Raw genomic sequence first — 19,606 nt, 5'->3', positions numbered from 1 at the left:
CGGCACGATCCGGCAGGCACGATCCGGCAGGCGCGGCCTAGAACAGCGGCAGCTGTCCCGGCATCTCGGGCAGCGCGAAGCCGTCCAGGACGGGCGCCGACGCGCCCAGCACCACCCGCGCCCGCGATCCGGGACAGGAGACCAGGTCCCCCCGGCTCGCGGGCGGGTCGTGCCGGGCGATCCGGCCGGAAGTGACGGCGCAGTCGCGGCCGCAGGCGGGGCAGGATCGGCGCGGTGAGGCGGACATGGGCCCAAGTCTGCCCGGCCGCACCGACACCCGGCCCGGGCGGGCCGGCCTGAGCACTCGGCCTGAGCACTCGGCCGGAGCACCCGGCCGGAGCACCCGGCCGGAGGCCCGGCCCGGCCCGGGCGTCCGGCAGCGGACACCCGCCCACCAGCGACACCCGCCCGGAGCCGCCCCGCGCCGGTGTCAGTCCGCGGTGGTCCCGGCCGCCCGCTCCGCGAGCCATACCTCGTGGGCGTCGGTCACCTTCGTCCACAGGGCCGTACGGTCCTGTGGCGTCAGGTCGTCCAGCTCCCGCCCGAACACCGTGACGATCGCGTCGTAGAACTCCTCCGCGGTGTCCAGCACCCGCTCGCTCGGGCCCTTCGCCGGGTCGATCCGGCTCAGGACGCGCCCCCGCAGCAGGTCGATGCCCTCGGCATCGCGCCGCAGCAGCGAGAGCGTCCGCACGAAGGGGGAGTCCCCGTCGGTGGACAGCCGCCGGTGCTCCTCCGCGAAATCGGCCATCGCGGCCGGCGCGGAACGGAAGTTGGCCACCGGGAACGGGCCGCCGCCGGTCAGGTACGACCAGCCCGGTGCCGCCTCCCCGGTCAGCGGCCCCATGCGGTAGCCGAACGCGCCCTGCTCGTACGCGCCCTCGCGCAGCGGCAGCGGTGAGTGCGGCCCGTCGCCCAGCCCGGCGTCCACGAAGAACGCCTCGCCGTCGACCCGGACGGTCAGCGCCATGTGGTTGCCGTTGACGCCCCGCTCCAGCGGGTCCTCGTAGACCCCGCCCAGGTGACGGGTCACGTCGTAGCCGAGGAACTCCAGCAGCGCGGAGAAGCCGCCGTTGAGGTGGAAGCAGTAGCCGCCGCGGCCGGCGGTGAAGCGGCGCACCGACAGCTCCGGATCGATGCCCGGCGGACGGCCGAGCTGGATGTCGATGTTCTCGTACGGGATGTGTTCGAGATGGGCGCGCTGCAGGGCGAACAGGGCCTCGACGGAGGGCTTGCCGGGGTCGGGCAGGCCGAGTCGGCGCAGATAGCCATCGAATATGGCAGAAGTCATGGCTTCACCCTAAGCACGTGAAGCCGTGGCTCCGGGCCCAATCGGGCCCGAAACCCGCTTACTTGTCGATATCGCCGACCACGAAGAAGAACGAGCCGAGGATCGCGACCATGTCGGCGACCAGCGTTCCCGGCAGCAGCTCGACCAGCGCCTGGATGTTGTTGTACGAGGCGGACCGCAGCTTCAGCCGGTACGGGGTCTTCTCGCCCTTCGACACCAGGTAGTAGCCGTTGATGCCGAGCGGGTTCTCCGTCCAGGCGTACGTGTGGCCCTCCGGCGCCTTCAGCACCTTCGGCAGCCGCTGGTTGACCGGGCCGGGCGGCAGCTCCGCCATCCGGTCCAGGCAGGCGTCCGCCAGGTCCAGGGAGTTGTTCGTCTGGTCCAGCAGGCACTCGAAGCGCGCCAGGCAGTCGCCCTCGGTGCGGGTGACGACCTTCAGCACGTCCTGCAGCTCGCCGTAGGCCAGGTACGGCTCGTCGCGGCGGAGGTCGAAGTCGACGCCGGAGGCGCGGGCGATCGGCCCGGACACCCCGTACGCGTGCACGGTCTCGGGGGACAGCACGCCCACCGACCGGGTGCGGCCCCGGAAGATCTCGTTGCCGTGCACCAGCTTGTCGTAGACGTCCATGCGCGACCGGCACTCGGCGACGGCCGCCCGGGCCCGGCCGAGCCAGCCCGCCGGCAGGTCCTCCTTGAGGCCGCCGACCCGGTTGAACATGTAGTGCATCCGGCCGCCGGAGATCTCCTCCATCACCGCCTGGAGGTCCTCGCGCTCCCGGAACGCGTGGAAGATCGGGGTGATCCCGCCCAGCTCCAGCGGGTACGACCCGAGGAACATCAGGTGGTTCAGGACCCGGTTCAGCTCGGCGAGCAGGGTGCGCATCCACACCGCGCGCTCGGGCACCTCCATGCCGAGCATCCGCTCGACGCCCATCACCACGCCGAGCTCGTTGGAGAACGCCGACAGCCAGTCGTGGCGGTTGGCGAGCATGACGATCTGCCGGTAGTCGCGCGCCTCGAAGAGTTTCTCGGCGCCCCGGTGCATGTAGCCGACAACGGGCTCGGCACTGCGGATGCGCTCGCCGTCGAGGACGAGCTTCAGGCGCAGCACGCCGTGCGTGGAAGGGTGCTGGGGCCCGATGTTGAGCACCATGTCGGTGCTCTCCGCCGCGCCGCCGATGCCGACCGTGGTCTCCGTCATGGCGGCATTGTCTCAGTCCGGCCCGCGATCTCGTCCTCTGGTCCCACAGGGCGGATCGCGGACGGTCCTAGGGTTGAGACATGGACACGGGGACGGAGACGGGTGCCGTGCCGGACGCGCCCGGCTGGGTGGGCCTTCCGGGCGGACTGCTCACGCTGCGGCGGCTGCTGCTGGTGGTCTGGACTTCGGTCCTGGCGGTGGCCACGGCTGTCATGTCGGGCCTCTGGATCGGCCCGGAGTGGGCCGCCCTGGGGCTCTTCTGGATCGCCCTGCTCGGCTGGGGCTGGTGGCTGCTCGGCCGGAACTGGCGGTCCTGGCGGTACGCCGAACGCGCCGACGACCTGCTGATCAGCCGGGGCGTGCTGTGGCACGAGCAGACCGTGGTCCCGTACGGGCGGATGCAGCTGGTCGAGGTGTCCTCGGGGCCGCTGGAGCGCCGCTTCGGGCTGGCGACGATCCAGCTGCACACGGCGGCCGCGGCGACCGACGCGCGGATCCCGGGCCTGGACCCGGCCGAGGCCGAACGGCTGCGGGACCGGCTGACCGAGCTGGGCGAGGCGAGGTCGGCGGGGCTGTGAGCGGCACACACGATCCGGGCGCGGCAGGTCGCGAACCGAGCTCCGGGAACGGGGAGCGCAGGCTGCACCCCTTCACCCCGCTCCGGCGGGCCTGGGTGCCGATCGCGGCGACCGCCGGCGTGCTCTTCCACCAGGGGGACCGGGCCCTCCGCTGGATCGAACAGGCCGGCTCCCTCCTGCTCCTGTTGATCATGGCCGGAGTGGTGCTGGTGGCGAGCTCCTACGGGCTGCTCAGCTGGTGGTTCACCCGGTACGCGGTCACCGGGACCGAGCTGCGCATCCGCACCGGCCTGGTCTTCCGGCGCACGGCGCACATCCGCCTGGAACGGCTCCAGGCGGTGGACGTGACCCGGCCGCTGCTGGCCCGCTTCGCCGGGGTCGCCAAACTCAAACTGGACGTCATCGGCACGGAGGAGAAGGACGAGCTGGCCTTCCTGGGCGAACGGGAAGCGGTGGCGCTGCGCGCCGAGCTGCTCGCCCTGGCGGCCGGTTTCACCCCCGCCGAGGCGGCGACCGTGGGCGAGGCCCCGGTGCGCGAACTGCTGCGGCTGCCCACCCCCCGCCTGGTCCGGTCGCTGCTGCTCACCCTCTCCAGTTGGGGCGCCCTCGCCGCCGCACTGGCCGTTCCGGTGGTGGTGTGGCTGCTCAGCGACAGCCTGTGGGCCACCCTGCTGACCCTGCTGCCGGTGCTCGGCGCGGCCTGGTCGGGCACGGCCGGCCGCTTCCTCACCGAATACGACTGGACGGTCGCCGAATCCCCGGACGGGCTGCGGCTGGACCACGGCCTGCTCGACCGGGCCCACGAGACGGTCCCGCCCGGCCGCGTCCAGACGGTCCGGATCGTCGAGCCGCTGCTGTGGCGGCGGCTCGGCTGGGTACGGGTGGAGCTCGCGGTGGCCGGCTCCGGGAACGACGTCCTGGTGCCGGTCGCCCCGCGCGAGGAGGCGTACGCGGTGGTCGCCCGGGTGCTGCCCGGGGTGGACCTGTCGGCGCTGGCCTTCGCCCCGTCGCCGGCCCGCGGCGCGCGCTGGGTGGTGCCGGTGTGGTGGAAGGGCTACGGCCTGGCGGTCTCCCCGGAGGTCTTCGCGGCCCGCCACGGCAGGCTGTGCCGCCGTACGGAGATCGTCCCGCACGCCAAGGTGCAGAGCGTGCGGCTCACCCAGGGCCCGTGGGAGCGGGCGCGCGGCCTGGCCGACGTATGCGTGGACACGGGTGCGGACGGCACGGTGACGGCCCGGCTGCGGGACGCCGTACAGGCCGCGGAGCTGCTCCGCGCGCAGGCCGACCGGTCCCGGACCGGGCGGGCCGGGACCGGCCCGGACCGCTGGATGACCGGAGGGGCCGGGGCCGCCTGAGTCGTGCGCCGGACGAGCGGTTGCGTGGGGCACACGGGGTAACCCGATGCGGATCATCGGAAGAACGCGGTCGCTCCGGGTAGCGCGGACCATGCGGATCCTCGATCCGGTCCGCACCGGCAACCCAAGGGACTGACTGCACCGATGAACCTCACATCCGTACGTCTGCTCGCCGCCGCCCGCTTCGCCGTCCCCGCCGCGGCCGCCCTCACCCTGACGGTCGGCCTCGCCGCCCCGGCCTCCGCCAGCCCGGCCTACGTCACGCGCAGCTTCGGTCAGGTCTACTTCACCGCCCTGCCGGGGGAGACGAACACCGTCACCTTCAGCTCCAACGCCTCGGGCTTCTTCGTCAACGACTCGACGGCCACCCTGCTGCCCGGTGCCGGCTGCACCACCGTCGACACCCACACGGTCCGCTGCGGCGCCGCCACGGGCGTGAGCCGGATCTCGGCCGTCCTCGGCGACCAGAACGACGTCGCCACCAACGACACCGCGGTGCCGAGCGACCTCGTCGGCGGCGCCGGCCAGGACCGCCTGATCGGCGGCACCGGCCCGGACCGGCTCACCGACAACGACGGCTGGGTCACCGCGCCCGGGACGAACACCTTCGAGGGCCGCGGCGGCAACGACGTCATCATCAGCCGCAACGCCCACTTCGACCGGGTCGACTGCGGCCCGGGCCTCGACGTGGCGATCGCCGATCCGGCCACCCTGGACGTCGTGGTGCCGGGCACCTGCGAGGTCCTCTCGCGCTGAGCCCGGTCCGACGCCCCCGCCGCCCCGCCACCAGGGAGGGGCGGCGGGTGAACCTCAGCCCGCCCCGCCGCCTCCGGCGCGGACCAGCCCGGACTCGTAGGCCATGACCACCACCTGGACCCGGTCGCGCAGCTCCAGCTTGGTCAGGATGCGGCCCACATGGGTCTTGACCGTGGCCTCCGACAGCACCAGCCGGGCGGCGATCTCGCCGTTCGACATGCCCTGCGCGACCAGCAGCATGACCTCGCGCTCGCGCTCCGTCAGCCGCTGCAGCTCCTTGTTCCGAGGCTCCGCCGCCGTCGTGGGCAGCATCGGGGCGAACCGGTCCAGCAGCCGGCGGGTGGTGGACGGGGCCACGACCGCGTCACCGCTGTGCACCGACCGGATCGCGGCGAGCAGCTCGGCCGGCGGCACGTCCTTCAGCATGAACCCGCTGGCCCCCGCCTTCAGCCCGGAGAACGCGTACTCGTCCAGGTCGAAGGTGGTCAGGATGATGACCTTCGGGTGCTCGGGCCGCTCACAGATCCGGCGGGTGGCCTCCACCCCGTCGAGACGCGGCATGCGCACGTCCATCAGGACGACGTCGACCTTCGTCGCGCGGAGCACCTCCAGCGCCTCCAGGCCGTCACCCGCCTCCGCGACGACCTCCATGTCCGGCTGGGCGGCGAGCACCATCCGGAAGCCGGTGCGGAGCAGCACCTGGTCGTCGACAAGCATCACTCGGATCGACATCCGCTACCTCGACCTCATTCCTCTCAGCGTTGCTGCTTCTTCTCGGGCTGCTTCTTCGCAGAGCCGGTCCCTCGCAGAGCCGGTCCTTCGCAGAGCCGGTTCTTCTCACGGCTGCTGCTTCTTCAACGGCAGCAGGGCACTGATCCGGAAACCGCCCCCCGGGCGCGGCCCCGCGTCCAGGGTGCCGCCGACCATACCGACCCGCTCGCGCATGCCGATCAGTCCGTGCCCGGCGCCGTCGGCGCCGCCGTCCTCGTACATCTCGTGGGCCGCGCCACGGCCGTCGTCCTCGATCAGCAGGCCGAGCCCGTCGTCGAAGTAGACCAGCCGCACGCTGGCCCGGGCCTCCGGACCGCCGTGCTTGCGGGTGTTGGTCAGGGCCTCCTGCACGATCCGGTACGCGGTCAGCTCGACCCCGCTGGGGAGCTGCCGCGGGGCGCCCTCGACCGCGAAGTCCACGTCCAGGCCGGCCGTCCGGACCTGTTCCACCAGCACCTCGATCTGCTCCACGTCCGGCTGCGGCACGTAGTCCTCGGACGCCTCGGGCTCGCCGGTGCGCAGTACGCCGAGCAGCCGGCGCATCTCGGCGAGCGCCTGCCGGCCGGTGCCGGAGATGGTCTGCAGGGCCTCCTTGGCCAGCTCGGGCGCGGAGTCCATGACGTACGCCGCACCGTCGGCCTGGACCACCATCACCGAGACGTTGTGCGCGACCACGTCGTGCAGCTCGCGGGCGATCCGGGCGCGCTCGGCGGCGACGGCGACCTGGGCCTGCGCGGCACGCTCCTTCTCCAGCCGCTGGTTCCGCTCGACGAGCTGGGCGTAGTACGCGCGGCGGGTGCGGACCGAGTCGCCCATCACCCAGGCCAGGGCGAACATCACCATCAGCATGACCAGGGTGAAGATCTTCTCGCCGGTACTGGTCGCCGAGTGCAGCGGCCAGCGGATCATGCTCAGCACCGGCGCGGCCAGACCGATGCCGAGGGCGGTGCGGGAGGTCCAGCGGGGCACGTCCGCCGCGGCGACCGTGTACAGAACGATCAGCATCGCGAAGTTCGCCGGGGTCGGCTCGAAGCCGGTGGCCAGCTGGTACGCGCCGGCGCCCACGGTCACCCAGAGCATGGGCACGGTCCACTTGCGGCGCAGCGCCACGGCGGTGGAGAGCGCGATCACCGCCGGTACGGCGAGGAACCGCTCGGCCGCCGACCCGCCCGATGAGGCGATCTGCAGCATCCCGAACGCGAAGAGCAGGACAGCCCAGAAGCTGTCGACGCCCGTCGGGTGTCTGCGGAGGAAGTCGTAAAGGCGCTGCACGTAACCCAGCGTAGGCAAAGCAGACAGGTGCGGGAGTCAACCACAGGTGCGATTAGGGAACGGGGTGCGTACTCCCCAAGGTGGACGGTGACCCTAGCCTTGGTGCGGTGAGCAATGGGAACGGCCCCGACGGGGACCGCGCCGCAGGCCCGGCGGGCACCGCGCGGGGCTGGGCGGAGGCGATGGAGGCGGCGCTGTACGGGCCGGGCGGCTTCTACGTGCGCGAGGGCGGGGCCGGGCCGGCCGGGCACTTCCGCACGTCGGTGCACGCCTCGCCGCTGTACGCGGGCGCGGTGGCCCGGCTGCTGCTGTGGGTGGACGGGGCGCTGGGCCGGCCGGACCGGCTGGACCTGGTGGACGTCGGCGCGGGGCGGGCGGAACTGCTGACCGGGGTGCTCGCGGCACTGCCCGCCGACGTCGCGGCGCGGGTCCGGCCGTACGCGGTGGAGCGCGCGGGCCGCCCGGAGGGCCTGGACGCGCGGATCGCCTGGGTGCCGGAGCCTCCGGCGGGGGCGAGCGGGCTGCTCTTCGCCAACGAGTGGCTGGACAACGTGCCGCTGGACGTCGCCGAGGACGGCCGCTACGTCCTGGTCGGACAGGACGGTACGGAGACCCCGGGCGGGGAGCTCGCGGCGGCCGACCGGGCCTGGCTGGAGCGCTGGTGGCCGGGGGCGGGGGCGGGGGCGGGGGCCGCCGGCGGCGGCCGGGCGGAGATCGGGCGGCCGCGGGACGAGGCGTGGGCGGCGGCGGTGGCGAGCCTGTCGCGGGGCCTGGCGGTGGCGGTGGACTACGCGCACCTTGCCGGGGCCCGGCCGGCATGGGGGACCCTGGCCGGGTTCCGCGCGGGGCGCGAGGTGGCGGCGGTGCCGGACGGGAGCTGTGACGTGACGGCGCACGTGGCGATGGACGCGTGTGCGGCGGCGGGCGCGGGGGCGGCCTCGGCGGGCGGGCCCGGCGGATCCGGCAGCCCCGTCGGCCCGGAGCCGGTGCTCCTGACGCAGCGCGAGGCGCTTGCCGCGCTCGGAGTGTCGGGGGCGCGGCCCCCACTGGCGCTCGCCTCGGCGGATCCGGCGGCGTACGTACGGGCGCTGGCCTCGGCGGGGGAGGCGGCGGAGCTCACCGCGCGGGGCGGGCTGGGGGACTTCCTGTGGCTGGCCCAGCCGGTCGGCCTCGCTGCTGCTTGGCCGTAGCCGGTTCGCTTTTCCCCACCCCGCCCTCCCCCCAGACTCCGTCCGGGGGACCCCCATCCCGAAACCGGGGCCTGCCCCGGACCCCCCCGCCTGCGGGTCGGTGGGGGCCGGTCGCGCAGTTCCCCGCGCCCCTGGCCGGGGGGCGCGGGGGACGCGGGGTTACTGAACGGCGTGGTCGTGGCCGGCGTGGAGGCCGCCACTGCCGGCGGAGCCGTCGGTCGGCGTCGAGACGACCGGCTTGGACAGCGGTGCCAGGTCGAAGGCGTAGTGGCCGACCGCGTCCGCGATCACGTCCACGTTGATGTCCAGCGCCTTCTGGTCGATGTTGGTGATGTCGTCGCCCTTGCCGTGGTAGTTCACGTCGTACGCGACACCCGCCTGCCCGCCGAACTTCGCGGCCTGGGCGTCCGTCTTGATGCCCTCGGCACCGGTGAACGTGCCGCCCGACGGGATGCCCACCTCGATGAACGGCCCGTAGTCGGAGCGCCCGGAGAAGTCCGTGCCCTCGTGCGGGATCTTCTTCGAGTCGAGGAAGTCGGTGATGCCCTTCTCCAGCTGCGCCGAGCCCTCCGGGCCGGGGCCCGATCCGACGCCGTCGGAGTCGTCACCGTCGTACACGAAGTACGCGGAGTTCGGCGAGGCGATCATGTCGAAGTTCAGATAGAGCTTGATCTGCTTCTTCTGCTCCTCGGTCAGCGAGCCGACGTACGCCTCCGACCCGAGCAGACCGAACTCCTCCGCGGACCACCACGCGAACCTGACCTTGTTCTTGATCTTGTTCTGGCTGGGTGCCAGGCGCTGCGCGACCTGCAGGATGCCCGCCGAGCCCGAGCCGTTGTCGTTGATTCCGGGACCGTCCGCGACCGAGTCCAGGTGCGCGCCGAGGAAGACGGTGTTGTCCGCGTCGCCGCCGCGGGTCTCCGCGACCACGTTGAACGTCTTCCGGTTCTCCCGGAGCTCGCGGATGTCCAGGGTCACCTCGACCGGCCCGGCCGCCGCCTCCGCGGCGAGCTTCTCGCCCTCCTCCTGGGTGACACCGCCCGTCGGGATCCTGCCCGCCGTCGGGTCCCCTATGGTGCCGTTGAGGCCGCCGGCGGTGTTGTTGTAGATCACCGCGCCCGCCGCGCCGGCCGCCGCCGCGTTCGCCTGCTTCGCCGCGAAGGTGCAGCCGCCCCGCTTGATCAGGGCGATCTTCCCGGTGAAGGCGCCGGCGGCGAAGTCGCCCGGCTCGCATCCGTTGGTGCCGTCGGCGTCGACCGGGGCCACGGCGACCTGCGCCGTCACGCCGCCCTGCGGGCTGCTCGCCGTGTACGTCATCAGCTTGATCGGGACGTCGCGCCCGGCGGCCCCGTTCACGGTGAGCTTCTCCGCCAGGGTCTCCACGTACACGAAGTCGAACTCGTGCCGGCTGACCTGGTATCCGGACGCCCGCAGGACGGCCTCGATGTACTTCGCCGACTGTTCGTGGCCCTTCGAGCCGGCGACCCGCGTGCCGTTGTTGTAGTCGGCGATGCCCTGGAAGACCTTGAGGTGGTTGAAGGCGCCCTTGCCGGTGGCATCCTTCACCAGCTTCCGGGCGAGCGCGTCGCCGCGTGCGGCGTCGCTCTGCGGGCTGGTGGCGCCTGCCGGTCCGGCCAGCAGCAGGGGGGAGACGAGGGCCGCTGCGGCCAGGGTGGCGGTGGCGACGGCGATACGGCGTGAGGGCATGGAAGTCCTTTCACGACAGGCTGGGTCGTCTGCGGTGGACGCACGTTAGGCATCAACGGGCCGCGCTGGCCAGACTTTTCACTGATTCCGGTTCGTGAATTCCATTTATCGGTGCGTCGGCGGGGTGAACGCGTCGTTGCAGAACGGAAGTTGGATCTTCACTTCCGTCCTTCCGGCGTGCCCGCGGAACTACCGGAGGATGCCCTCGATGAAATCGGATCCGATCCGCGCCACTATGGAAAGGTCCAATTGGTGCTGGACATAGCGCCCCTGGCGGTGGGTGCGGAGCAGTCCCGCCTTCTTCAGCACCGACAGGTGCCGGGAGACCTCCGGCGCGGTGATCCCGTACACGTTCGCCAACTCGCCGGTCGTGTACGGCGCCCGCGCCAGGCTCCGGCACAGCCGCATCCGCATCGGGTGCGCGAGCGCCTCCATCCGGCGCTGCAGCAGGTCCACCGAAGCGGATCCGGCGGCGAGCCCGTCCGAGGGGGAGGCCAGCGGGTAGTGCACCACCGGACGCCAGCCCGGCGCGTGCAGCACCAGCAGGTGCGGCCAGCCGAAATGGGTCGGGACGAACACCAGGCCCTCCCCGACGGCCGGATCGGTCGCGGTGGCCGTCCCGTGCACCATCTTGTCCGCGGTGATGACCGTGCCCTCCGCGTCGACCCGGAGCGCCGCCGAGGTCTCCTTCAGCGCCGCCGCCAGACCCTTGCGGCGCAGCACCAGGGTCTTGTGCCGGGCGTCGGCCAGCTGCTGCGGCTGCACCCGCCGCCAGGTCTCGGCGAAGAACGCTTCCTCGCACTCCTCCAGCAGCCGGCGCAGCCACACCCGTACGGCGGCGGTGTCGTCCAGCAGCCGCACGGAGAAGCCGAGCTGCCGCGGTCCGCGGGCGGCGGCCGTCTCCAGCGCCCTGGTGCGGGCGGCCGGATCCTTCAGCGGTGAGGGCAGCCCGGAGTCGTAGCGGGCCAGCGAACAGTGCTCCAGGGCGGCCGTGACGAACCGCTCGTCGTCCAGCCGGTCGAGTACGTCGAGCTCCTCGGCGAGCGTGGCGCCGGGCAGGCCGGTACCGCCGGGCACCCCGGCGAAGGCCATGAAGAGGTCGGAGAACGAGCTCCGCCACAGGAACTCGGCCTCCAGCAGCCGGTCCGCCAGGCACGGGTCGAGCGCGGCGGAGGTGGCCGTGGTCCAGGAGCCGAGGCCGGGATGGTGGGCGGGCTGGGAGAGCGCGTGCAGGGCCATGCACAGCTCCGCCAGCGGCGAGGGGGAGAAGGAGATCCGCTCGGCGGGCAGGTCGGCGATGTCGATGGTCACGCTCACCGGATCATTCTGTCCGCGACGGCCCGTGCGGCCCGCAGCGGCACGCGCCGCAGCACGTCGATTGACGCCGGCCGTCAATCGACGGGCGGGACCGCGCCGACGGGGTGAGGGTGGAGTCATGACCGCGATAGAGCAGTACCTCATCGACAGCTACCGGGCGGCCCAGCACGGGGACCCGATGCCGCCGCCGCCCGGCCGCGACGACGTCGCCGCCCTGCGCGAGGCCCGCTCCTACGAACAGTGCAGAGCGGTCCTCGACGGCCGCCCGGCCCGCCACCCCTGGCGCGCCGCCCTCCACCGCCTCCTTCCCCACCACTGACGCCCCTCCTACGGGCATGCGTGCCCGTGCGTGGGCACGGGACACCGCCGCTCAGGCTCGTAACCCGGCCCGGCAGCAGCAGCCCGCAGGCCGCAGCCGCCCCGCAGGCAGCGCCCCGCCCATCCGCGGTCAGGCGCCCACGCGGGACACGAAGTCCGCCACCGCAGCCGCGACGTCATCGGCCGTCCACGACAGCCCCGGCCCCGTCACCGTCACCTCGGTCATCGCCAGCCCCGGCGGCCCCTCCGGCGACCACACCCGGAACAGCGCCGTACCCGTCTCCTCCGCCTGCCGCACCGACGCCTCGGTCAGCACGTCCGCGTCGTAGGGCAGCCACACCTGGAACTGGTGCGTGTGCGGAACCTCCGGATGCACCGCGAACCACGGCACGCCCTCCTCCGCCAGCCCCGCGGCCAGCGCCTCCGCGACCACCCGGGCCTGGGCCACGTACGACGGCAGCCGCGGCAGCTCCCGGTCCAGCCCGGCCAGCGCCGACAGGGCCTGCGGGAACTGCTGGACGACCTGGCCGCCGTACCGGTGCCGCCACACCCGGGTCTCCTCCACGAACCCGCGGGGCCCCGCCAGCGCCGCCCCGCTCAGCCCGCCCAGCGACTTGTAGAGGGACACGTACACGCTGTCCGCCAGCGCGGCGATCTCCGGCAGCGGACGCCCGAAGTGCACCGTGGTCTCCCACAGCCGCGCCCCGTCGAAGTGCACCACCGCCTCCCGCTCCCGGGCCGCCTCCACCAGCTCCTCCAGCTCCTCCCAGGAGGGCAGCACGAAGCCCGCGTCCCGCAGCGGCAGCTCCACCATCAGCGTCCCGAACGGCTCCGGGAGGTCCCGCACCTCCTCCGCCGACGGCTGCCGCCGCTCCCGCGTCGGATGCGTGGTCCGCAGCCCCGACACGGCCGACAGCGCCCCGCCCTCCCACATCTCAGGATGGCTGAGCGGATGCAGCGCCACCAGCGGGTTCCCGGTCCGGCCCGCCCAGCAGCGCAGCGCCACCTGCTGGGCCATCGTGCCGGTCGGGAAGAACGCCGCGTCCTCCGTGCCCAGCAGCTCCGCGACCCGGCGCTCCAGGTCCGCCACCACGCCGTCGCCGTAGAGGTCCACCGGCCGGTCCGGGTCGTGGTCCAGCCCGGCAAGGTGCTCCAGGAGCTCCCCGATCCCCGGCTCGCGCGGGCTCCGGCTCAGCGCCCGCGGCGCCTTGCGCCAGGCCGCGGTCCACCGCTCCTGCCGGTCGGCGCCCCCGTCGTCCGTACCCGCGGCGGCCGCGTCCTGCCCGTCACTGCCCGCGGCGTCCCCGCCTCGGGCGTCCCCGCCCGTGGCGTCCGTGTCCTGTCCGTTCGTGCCCCCGGCGTCCGTGCCGCCGGCATTCGTGTCCTCGTCGCTCATGCCGCTGATCATCGCCCGCGCCGGGCCCCGGCCGCCCCTCCTTATCGCCGCCGCCCCACGCGTCCCCGGACCCGCCTGAACAGGGGCCGCGCACCCCCCAGGGGCTAGCATGGCGACGTATCGTCCGGTACCCCTCGCGGACTGGAACGGAAGGCCCTTCCCGCGTGAACGCAACACAGCAGGACCGCCCTGCCCGGCTCACCGTCGGCGTCGTCGGCGCCGGCCGGGTCGGCCCCGCCCTGGCCCGCGCCCTGCAACTGGCCGGACACCGGCCCGTCGCCGTGTCCGGAGTCTCCGACGCCTCCCGGCGCCGCGCCGAGGCCATGCTGCCCGGAGTCCCGCTCGTCACCCCCGCCCAGGTGCTGGAGTACGCCGACCTGGTGCTGCTCACCGTCCCCGACGACGCGCTGCCGCCGCTCGTCCAGGGCCTCGCCGACACCGGCGCCGTCCGGCCCGGACAGCTCCTCGTGCACACCTCCGGCCGGTACGGCGCCGCCGTCCTCGACCCCGCCCGCCGGGCCGGCGCCCTGCCGCTCGCCCTGCACCCCGCCATGACCTTCACCGGGACCAGCGTCGACGTGGACCGGCTGGCCGGCTGCTCCTTCGGCGTCACCGCCCCCGACGCGCTGCGCCTCGCCGCCGAAGCCCTGGTCATCGAGATGGGCGGCGAGCCCGAGTGGATCGCCGAGGAGTCCCGCCCGCTCTACCACGCGGCCCTGGCCCTCGGCGCGAACCACCTGGTCACCCTGGTCGCCCAGGCCATGGAACTGCTCCGCGCCTCCGGCGTCGAACACCCCGACCGAATGCTCGGCCCGCTGCTCGGCGCCGCCCTCGACAACGCCCTGCGCTCCGGCGACGCCGCCCTCACCGGCCCGGTCGCCCGCGGGGACGCCGGCACCGTCGCCGCGCACGTCGCCGAACTGCGCAAGCACGCCCCGCAGACCGTCGCCGGCTACCTGGCGATGGCCCGCACCACCGCCGACCGCGCCCTCGCGCAAGGCCTGCTCAAGCCCGAACTCGCGGAGGACCTCCTCGACGTCCTCGCCGACGGAGGGGACGGAGGGAACGAAGGATGACGAACCTGACGAACCCGGCCACGTCGGCCACCCCGGCCGCCGGAGCCACCCCCGCGACGCCGGCCACCCCGGCCGCCCCGGACACGCCCGCCGGCCAGGCGGTCAGGCTGATCGGCACCGGAGCGGAGCTGTACGCGCTGCCGCGCCGGGGCAGCCGTACCGTCGTGATGACGATGGGCGCACTGCACGAGGGCCACGCCACCCTCATCCGCGCCGCCCGCGAACGCGCCGGAGCCGACGGCCAGGTCGTCGTCACCGTCTTCGTCAACCCCCTGCAGTTCGGGGCGAACGAGGACCTCGACCGCTACCCGCGCACCCTCGACGCCGACCTCGCCCTCGCCGGACGAGCCGGTGCCGACGCGGTGTTCGCCCCCGCCGCCGACGAGGTGTACCCCGGCGGCGAACCCCAGGTCCGCGTCACCGCCGGCCCCATGGGCACCGTCCTCGAAGGCGCCACCCGCCCCGGCCACTTCGACGGGGTCCTCACCGTCGTCGCCAAGCTGCTCCACCTCACCCGGCCCGACGTCGCCTTCTTCGGCCAGAAGGACGCCCAGCAACTCGCCCTCATCCGGCGCATGGTGACCGACCTCAACTTCCCCGTCGAGATCGTCGGGGTCCCCACCGTCCGGGAAGCCGACGGCCTGGCCCTCTCCAGCCGCAACCGCTACCTCTCCGAGCCCGAGCGCCACACCGCCCTCGCCCTCTCCCGCGCCCTGTTCGCCGGACAGGACCGGCTCGCCGCCCAGGCCGCACTCGCCGCCCGCGCCGAGTCCCAGGGCTCCTCCGAGGCCCGCGCCACCGCCCTCGCCAAGCTCGGCGAGACCCGCGCCTCCGCCGACGCGCACGCCGTGTCCGTGGCCGCCGCCGGCCTGCCCGACGCCGTACGGGCCGCCGCCCGGCACGTCCTCGACGACGCCGCGCACACCGACGTGCCCCTGGTACTGGACTACCTCGCGCTCGTCGACCCCGCAGACTTCACCGAGGTCCCGGCCGGCCACACCGGCCCGGCCGTACTGGCCGTCGCCGCGAAGGTCGGCACCACCCGGCTGATCGACAACATCCCATTGGAGTTCGGAGCACACGCGTGAGCACCTCGTCAGGCAGAGCGAACACCGGAACCGGAACCGGCGCGGGCACCGGCATACGGCTGCACGCCCCCGCCCCCGGCTGGGCCCTGGAAGCCGACGTCGTGGTCGTGGGCTCCGGCGTGGCCGGCCTGACGGCCGCGCTCCGCTGCGCCGCCGCCGGCCGCCGCACCGTCGTCGTCACCAAGGCACGGCTCGACGACGGCTCCACCCGCTGGGCCCAGGGCGGCATCGCCGCCGCCCTCGGCGAGGGCGACACCCCCGAGCAGCACCTCGACGACACCCTCGTCGCGGGCGCCGGACTCTGCGACGAGGCCGCCGTACGCCTCCTCGTCACCGAAGGCCCCGACGCGGTCCGCCGGCTCATCGACACCGGAGCCGAGTTCGACCGGGACGCCGGCACCGGGGAGATAGAGCTGACCCGCGAGGGCGGCCACCACCGCCGCCGCATCGCCCACGCCGGCGGCGACGCCACCGGCGCCGAGATCTCCCGCGCCCTGGTCGAGGCCGTGCACGCGGCCGGCATCGAGACCGTCGAGAACGCCCTCGTCCTCGACCTGCTGCAGGACGGCGAGGGCCGCACCGCCGGCGTCACCCTGCACGTCATGGGCGAGGGCCAGCACGACGGCGTCGGAGCCGTCCACGCGCCCGCCGTGATCCTCGCGACCGGCGGCATGGGCCAGGTCTTCTCCGCCACCACCAACCCGGCCGTGTCCACCGGAGACGGAGTGGCCCTCGCCCTCCGCGCCGGAGCCGAGGTCTCCGACCTGGAGTTCGTCCAGTTCCACCCCACCGTGCTCTTCCTCGGCCCGGACGCCGAAGGCCAGCAGCCGCTGGTCTCCGAAGCCGTCCGCGGCGAGGGCGCCCACCTCGTCGACGCCGACGGGGTCCGCTTCATGGTCGGCCAGCACGAACTCGCCGAACTCGCCCCCCGCGACATCGTCGCCAAGGGCATCATGCGCCGCATGCAGGAGCAGGGCGCCGCGCACATGTACCTGGACGCCCGCCACTTCGGCGCGCAGATGTGGGAGAACCGCTTCCCCACCATCCTCGCCGCCTGCCGCAGCCACGGCATCGACCCGGTCACCCAGCCCATCCCGGTCGCCCCCGCCGCGCACTACGCCAGCGGCGGCGTACGCACCGACACGCGCGGCCGCACCACCGTCCCCGGCCTCTACGCCTGCGGTGAGGTCGCCTGCACCGGCGTGCACGGAGCCAACCGGCTCGCCTCCAACTCCCTCCTGGAGGGCCTGGTCTTCGCGGAGCGCATCGCCGCGGACATCACGCAGAACGCCCCCGCGGCCGGCGGCCCCGGCATAGCCGTGCCCTCCCGCGGACCCCTGCTCCCCGCCACGGCCCGCCTGGAGATCCAGCGCATCATGACCGGCGGCGCGGGCGTCCTGCGCTCGCAGGACTCGCTGCGCGGTGCCGCCGACGCCCTGGAATCCCTCTACGCCGCCGCGCTCCACGACCTGGAGACCCACGGCAAGACGGCCGAGCCGGGCGTGGACACCTGGGAGGCCACCAACCTGCTGTGCGTGTCCCGGGTCCTGGTCGCCGCCGCCCTCCGCCGCGAGGAGACCCGCGGCTGCCACTGGCGCGAGGACCACCCCGACCGCGACGACCCCGCCTGGCGCCGCCACCTCGTGGTACGCCTGTCCCGTACGCAGAGGCGGGCGCTGGTCGTGACCGAGACCGGGACCGCGGACTTCCCGCCGACGCGCACGCCGGGCGGAGCGCCGGACGTCGCGTCCGCCGGTACGTCCGACGCCGCGTCCGACGTCACGTCCGATGTCGTGTCCGCCGGTACGTCACCCCGTACGCCCGCCGGTACGTCCGTACCCCCCACCCCGAGCCACCCGAGCCAGGAGCCGTAACCGTGAGCACCCCCGAACTCCCCCTGATCGACCCCGAGAACGAAGGCGGCTGCGGCGACGGCTGCGGCTGCGGCGGCGAGGAGTCCGGCCTGGACCCGGCGCTGGCCCAGCTGCTGGCGGACGCGGGCCTGGACCCGTATGAGGTCGAGGCGATCGCCGAGATGGCGGTGTCCGAGGACCTCGACGGCGGCGTCGACGTCACCACCGTCGCCACCGTCCCCGAGGACGCCGTCGCCGTTGCCGACTTCACCGCCCGCGAGGCGGGCACCGTCGCCGGCCTGCGCATCGTCGAGGCCGTGTTCTCCGTGGTCGCCACCGACGCCTTCGAGGTGGAGCGGCACGCCGAGGACGGCGACCGGGTCGAGCCCGGGCAGGTGCTGCTCTCGGTCACCGGCCCCACCCGCGACCTGCTCACCGGCGAGCGCAGCGCGCTGAACCTCCTCTGCCGCCTGTCCGGCATCGCCACGGCGACCCGCCGCTGGGCGGACGCCCTGGAGGGCACCGCCGCCCGGGTCCGCGACACCCGCAAGACCACCCCCGGCCTGCGCTCCCTGGAGAAGTACGCGGTGCGGTGCGGCGGCGGCGTCAACCACCGCATGTCCCTGTCGGACGCGGCGCTGGTCAAGGACAACCACGTGGTCGCGGCCGGCGGCGTGGCCCAGGCGTTCAAGGCCGTACGGGAGGCCTTCCCGGACCTGCCGGTGGAGGTCGAGGTCGACACCCTGCACCAGTGCCGCGAGGTCATGGACGCGGGCGCCGACCTGATCCTGCTCGACAACTTCACGCCGATGGAGACCGAGGAGGCCGTGATCCTCAACCGCGAGCACAACAAGGGCCGCGCGGTGCTGGAGTCCTCCGGCCGCCTGACCCTGGAGAACGCGCGGGCGTACGCGGAGACCGGCGTGGACTACCTGGCGGTGGGCGCGCTGACGCACTCCTCGCCGGTCCTGGACATCGGCCTGGACCTGCGCGCGCTGACCGCCACGAGCGAGCCGCGCGAGGCGGTGTAACCGATGCTCCTGACGATCGACGTGGGGAACTCCCACACCGTCCTGGGCCTGTTCGACGGGGACGAGATCATCGAGCACTGGCGCATCTCGACCGAGCCGCGCCGCACCGCCGACGAACTGGCCGTGCTGATGCAGGGCCTGATGGGCATGCACCCCATGCTCGGCAGCGAGCTGGGCGACGGCATCCACGGCATCGCGATCTGCTCGACCGTCCCGGCGGTCCTGCACGAACTGCGCGAGGTGACCCGCCGCTACTACGGCGACGTACCCGCGGTGCTGGTCGAGCCGGGCATCAAGACCGGCGTGCCGATCCTGACGGACAACCCGAAGGAGGTCGGCGCCGACCGCATCATCAACGCGTGCGCGGCGGTGGAGCTGTACGGCGGCCCGGCGATCGTCGTGGACTTCGGTACGGCGACCACCTTCGACGCGGTCTCCGCGCGGGGCGAGTACGTGGGCGGCGTGATCGCCCCCGGCATCGAGATCTCCATGGAGGCGCTCGGGGTACGCGGCGCCCAGCTCAGGAAGATCGAGCTGGCGCGCCCGCGGAACGTCATCGGCAAATCGACGGTCGAGGCCATGCAGTCCGGCGTGGTCTACGGCTTCGCGGGCCAGGTCGACGGCGTCGTCACCCGGATGGCGAAGGAACTGGCGGGCCCGAACGGCGACCCGGACGACGTCCGCGTCATCGCCACGGGCGGCCTGGCCCCCATGGTGCTCGGCGAGTCGTCCGTGATCGACGACCACGAACCGTGGCTGACCCTGATCGGGCTGCGCCTGGTGTACGAGCGGAACGCGCCGAACTTCGCCTGAGGGGCGGGGTGAGGACGAGGGCGGGGCGGGCTGCGGTCCGGCCCCGCTTCACCCTCTGGGTGGCGTGGGGGTCGGGGGCGTGGTTTGGCCCCGCTTCACCCCCTGAGCGGTGTCGGGGTGGGGCGGGGGTTGCCCACCGCCCCTGGGGGCTGCGACCGGACGGAGTCCGGGAGCCGGGCCGGGGCGGGCAGTTGCCGTCTGGCGGCGTTGCCTGTGGAGCGGAGCCCTGGAGGGGATCGGGGCGGAGCCCCGATGGGGCCGGAACGGAGTCCCGGTTTCGGGATGGGGGTCCCTCCGGACGGCGTCTGCGAGCTGGGCCCCGGCGGGCAGTTGCCGTCTGGCGGTGTGGCCCGTGGGGCGGAGCCCTGGAGGGGATCGGGGGCGGAGCCCCGAAACGGGTCTGGGGCGGAGCCCCGGTTTCGGGAAGGGGTGGGGTGGGGGAATGGCCCCGCAGGGACCCCGGCGGCGCGTGAGGTGCCGGTGCTTCGCCTGGACGGAATCGCAGGGGTGCCCGGGGGCTGCCCGTCAGTCCTCACTGTCCTTCCGTGCCGGCCGCCGGCGTCAAGGGCGCTCCTTCGTCGCGTCGCCCGGAG

The 19,606-nt window shown here is 73.9% G+C and carries 18 protein-coding genes; 10 read left to right on the top strand and 8 right to left on the bottom strand.

All coding sequences use genetic code 11. The features are described from left to right. Positions 1-37: 37 nt before the first annotated feature. The 3 genes from AB0O36_RS17505 to AB0O36_RS17495 all read right to left on the bottom strand — a co-directional run bounded on the left by AB0O36_RS17505 (position 38) and on the right by AB0O36_RS17495 (position 2,492). Complete coding sequence (locus tag AB0O36_RS17505; protein ID WP_365110658.1) at positions 38-247, bottom strand: hypothetical protein; 210 nt, start codon at positions 245-247, stop codon at positions 38-40. 183 nt (positions 248-430) lie between these two features. Beyond that, positions 431-1,291 (bottom strand): arylamine N-acetyltransferase, encoded by an 861-nt coding sequence (locus AB0O36_RS17500; RefSeq protein WP_365110655.1) that lies wholly within the window; start codon positions 1,289-1,291, stop codon positions 431-433. Between the two features lie 58 nt (positions 1,292-1,349). Next, complete coding sequence (locus AB0O36_RS17495; protein ID WP_365110652.1) at positions 1,350-2,492, bottom strand: NADH-quinone oxidoreductase subunit D; 1,143 nt, start codon at positions 2,490-2,492, stop codon at positions 1,350-1,352. An 80-nt stretch (positions 2,493-2,572) separates the two neighbouring features. Here AB0O36_RS17495 and AB0O36_RS17490 point away from each other — a divergent pair, with 80 nt between their 5' ends. The 3 genes from AB0O36_RS17490 (at position 2,573) to AB0O36_RS17480 (ending at position 5,181) form a co-directional block, all read left to right on the top strand. Continuing rightward, entirely contained in the window at positions 2,573-3,070 is a 498-nt protein-coding gene (locus AB0O36_RS17490; protein WP_365110650.1) for a PH domain-containing protein, read from the top strand. Then, complete coding sequence (locus tag AB0O36_RS17485; protein WP_365110647.1) at positions 3,067-4,425, top strand: PH domain-containing protein; 1,359 nt, start codon at positions 3,067-3,069, stop codon at positions 4,423-4,425. Before AB0O36_RS17490 ends, AB0O36_RS17485 begins: the two co-directional genes overlap by 4 nt. 144 nt (positions 4,426-4,569) lie before the next feature. Next, positions 4,570-5,181, top strand: a complete 612-nt coding sequence (locus AB0O36_RS17480) for a hypothetical protein (RefSeq protein ID WP_365110644.1) — start codon at positions 4,570-4,572, stop codon at positions 5,179-5,181. A gap of 54 nt (positions 5,182-5,235) precedes the next feature. Here the strand turns inward: AB0O36_RS17480 and AB0O36_RS17475 are convergent, their stop codons facing one another. After that, positions 5,236-5,913: a response regulator transcription factor gene (locus AB0O36_RS17475; protein WP_365110641.1), complete on the bottom strand. Its 678-nt coding sequence runs from the start codon at positions 5,911-5,913 to the stop codon at positions 5,236-5,238. 105 nt (positions 5,914-6,018) lie between these two features. After that, positions 6,019-7,224 (bottom strand): sensor histidine kinase, encoded by a 1,206-nt coding sequence (locus AB0O36_RS17470; RefSeq protein ID WP_365110638.1) that lies wholly within the window; start codon positions 7,222-7,224, stop codon positions 6,019-6,021. Positions 7,225-7,406: 182 nt separating this feature from the next. On the opposite strand from AB0O36_RS17470, the gene AB0O36_RS17465 reads away from it, so the two are divergent. Continuing rightward, positions 7,407-8,414 carry an SAM-dependent methyltransferase gene (locus tag AB0O36_RS17465; protein WP_365111012.1) on the top strand — a complete coding sequence of 336 codons (1,008 nt, stop codon included), beginning with the start codon at positions 7,407-7,409 and terminating at the stop codon, positions 8,412-8,414. A gap of 159 nt (positions 8,415-8,573) precedes the next feature. Here the strand turns inward: AB0O36_RS17465 and AB0O36_RS17460 are convergent, their stop codons facing one another. Both AB0O36_RS17460 and AB0O36_RS17455 read right to left on the bottom strand, forming a co-directional pair. Next, positions 8,574-10,121: a M28 family metallopeptidase gene (locus tag AB0O36_RS17460; protein WP_365110635.1), complete on the bottom strand. Its 1,548-nt coding sequence runs from the start codon at positions 10,119-10,121 to the stop codon at positions 8,574-8,576. Positions 10,122-10,310: 189 nt separating this feature from the next. Beyond that, positions 10,311-11,432, bottom strand: a complete 1,122-nt coding sequence (locus AB0O36_RS17455; RefSeq protein ID WP_365111010.1) for a DUF5937 family protein — start codon at positions 11,430-11,432, stop codon at positions 10,311-10,313. A gap of 124 nt (positions 11,433-11,556) precedes the next feature. On the opposite strand from AB0O36_RS17455, the gene AB0O36_RS17450 reads away from it, so the two are divergent. Then, a complete protein-coding gene (locus AB0O36_RS17450; protein ID WP_365110633.1) occupies positions 11,557-11,757 on the top strand; it encodes a hypothetical protein in 201 nt (66 codons plus the stop codon). Between the two features lie 129 nt (positions 11,758-11,886). Here the strand turns inward: AB0O36_RS17450 and AB0O36_RS17445 are convergent, their stop codons facing one another. Next, the gene (locus AB0O36_RS17445; protein ID WP_365110630.1) at positions 11,887-13,152 is read right to left on the bottom strand and encodes a beta-eliminating lyase-related protein; all 1,266 of its coding nucleotides are present in this window, start codon (positions 13,150-13,152) and stop codon (positions 11,887-11,889) included. A 164-nt stretch (positions 13,153-13,316) separates the two neighbouring features. On the opposite strand from AB0O36_RS17445, the gene AB0O36_RS17440 reads away from it, so the two are divergent. From AB0O36_RS17440 to AB0O36_RS17420, 5 genes are read left to right on the top strand one after another with little or no spacing between them, the layout of a single operon-like run. After that, on the top strand, positions 13,317-14,228 hold the full coding sequence (locus AB0O36_RS17440) for a DUF2520 domain-containing protein (protein WP_365110627.1): 912 nt from the start codon (positions 13,317-13,319) through the stop codon (positions 14,226-14,228). Then, complete coding sequence (panC, locus tag AB0O36_RS17435) at positions 14,225-15,316, top strand: pantoate--beta-alanine ligase (protein ID WP_365110625.1); 1,092 nt, start codon at positions 14,225-14,227, stop codon at positions 15,314-15,316. Before AB0O36_RS17440 ends, panC begins: the two co-directional genes overlap by 4 nt. Continuing rightward, positions 15,313-17,190 carry an L-aspartate oxidase gene (locus tag AB0O36_RS17430; RefSeq protein WP_365110623.1) on the top strand — a complete coding sequence of 626 codons (1,878 nt, stop codon included), beginning with the start codon at positions 15,313-15,315 and terminating at the stop codon, positions 17,188-17,190. Before panC ends, AB0O36_RS17430 begins: the two co-directional genes overlap by 4 nt. A 2-nt stretch (positions 17,191-17,192) precedes the next feature. After that, complete coding sequence (nadC, locus tag AB0O36_RS17425; RefSeq protein ID WP_365110620.1) at positions 17,193-18,200, top strand: carboxylating nicotinate-nucleotide diphosphorylase; 1,008 nt, start codon at positions 17,193-17,195, stop codon at positions 18,198-18,200. A 3-nt stretch (positions 18,201-18,203) separates the two neighbouring features. Continuing rightward, complete coding sequence (locus tag AB0O36_RS17420) at positions 18,204-19,013, top strand: type III pantothenate kinase (RefSeq protein WP_365110617.1); 810 nt, start codon at positions 18,204-18,206, stop codon at positions 19,011-19,013. Positions 19,014-19,606: the final 593 nt, after the last annotated feature.

It is taken from the genome of Streptomyces sp. NPDC089799, from assembly GCF_040684755.1.
Lineage (GTDB): Bacteria > Actinomycetota > Actinomycetes > Streptomycetales > Streptomycetaceae > Streptomyces.
This window is presented reverse-complemented; position numbering and strand designations above follow the sequence as displayed.

Excerpts from the sequence above, each read along its gene's own strand:
- AB0O36_RS17505 (WP_365110658.1), bottom strand. The coding sequence starts at position 247 with ATGTCCGCCTCACCGCGCCGATCCTGCCCCGCCTGCGGCCGCGACTGC.
- AB0O36_RS17500 (WP_365110655.1), bottom strand. The coding sequence starts at position 1,291 with ATGACTTCTGCCATATTCGATGGCTATCTGCGCCGACTCGGCCTGCCC.
- AB0O36_RS17495 (WP_365110652.1), bottom strand. The coding sequence starts at position 2,492 with ATGACGGAGACCACGGTCGGCATCGGCGGCGCGGCGGAGAGCACCGAC.
- AB0O36_RS17490 (WP_365110650.1), top strand. The coding sequence starts at position 2,573 with ATGGACACGGGGACGGAGACGGGTGCCGTGCCGGACGCGCCCGGCTGG.
- AB0O36_RS17480 (WP_365110644.1), top strand. The coding sequence starts at position 4,570 with ATGAACCTCACATCCGTACGTCTGCTCGCCGCCGCCCGCTTCGCCGTC.
- AB0O36_RS17475 (WP_365110641.1), bottom strand. The coding sequence starts at position 5,913 with ATGTCGATCCGAGTGATGCTTGTCGACGACCAGGTGCTGCTCCGCACC.
- AB0O36_RS17465 (WP_365111012.1), top strand. The coding sequence starts at position 7,407 with ATGGAGGCGGCGCTGTACGGGCCGGGCGGCTTCTACGTGCGCGAGGGC.
- AB0O36_RS17460 (WP_365110635.1), bottom strand. The coding sequence starts at position 10,121 with ATGCCCTCACGCCGTATCGCCGTCGCCACCGCCACCCTGGCCGCAGCG.
- AB0O36_RS17450 (WP_365110633.1), top strand. The coding sequence starts at position 11,557 with ATGACCGCGATAGAGCAGTACCTCATCGACAGCTACCGGGCGGCCCAG.
- AB0O36_RS17445 (WP_365110630.1), bottom strand. The coding sequence starts at position 13,152 with ATGAGCGACGAGGACACGAATGCCGGCGGCACGGACGCCGGGGGCACG.
- panC (WP_365110625.1), top strand. The coding sequence starts at position 14,225 with ATGACGAACCTGACGAACCCGGCCACGTCGGCCACCCCGGCCGCCGGA.
- AB0O36_RS17420 (WP_365110617.1), top strand. The coding sequence starts at position 18,204 with ATGCTCCTGACGATCGACGTGGGGAACTCCCACACCGTCCTGGGCCTG.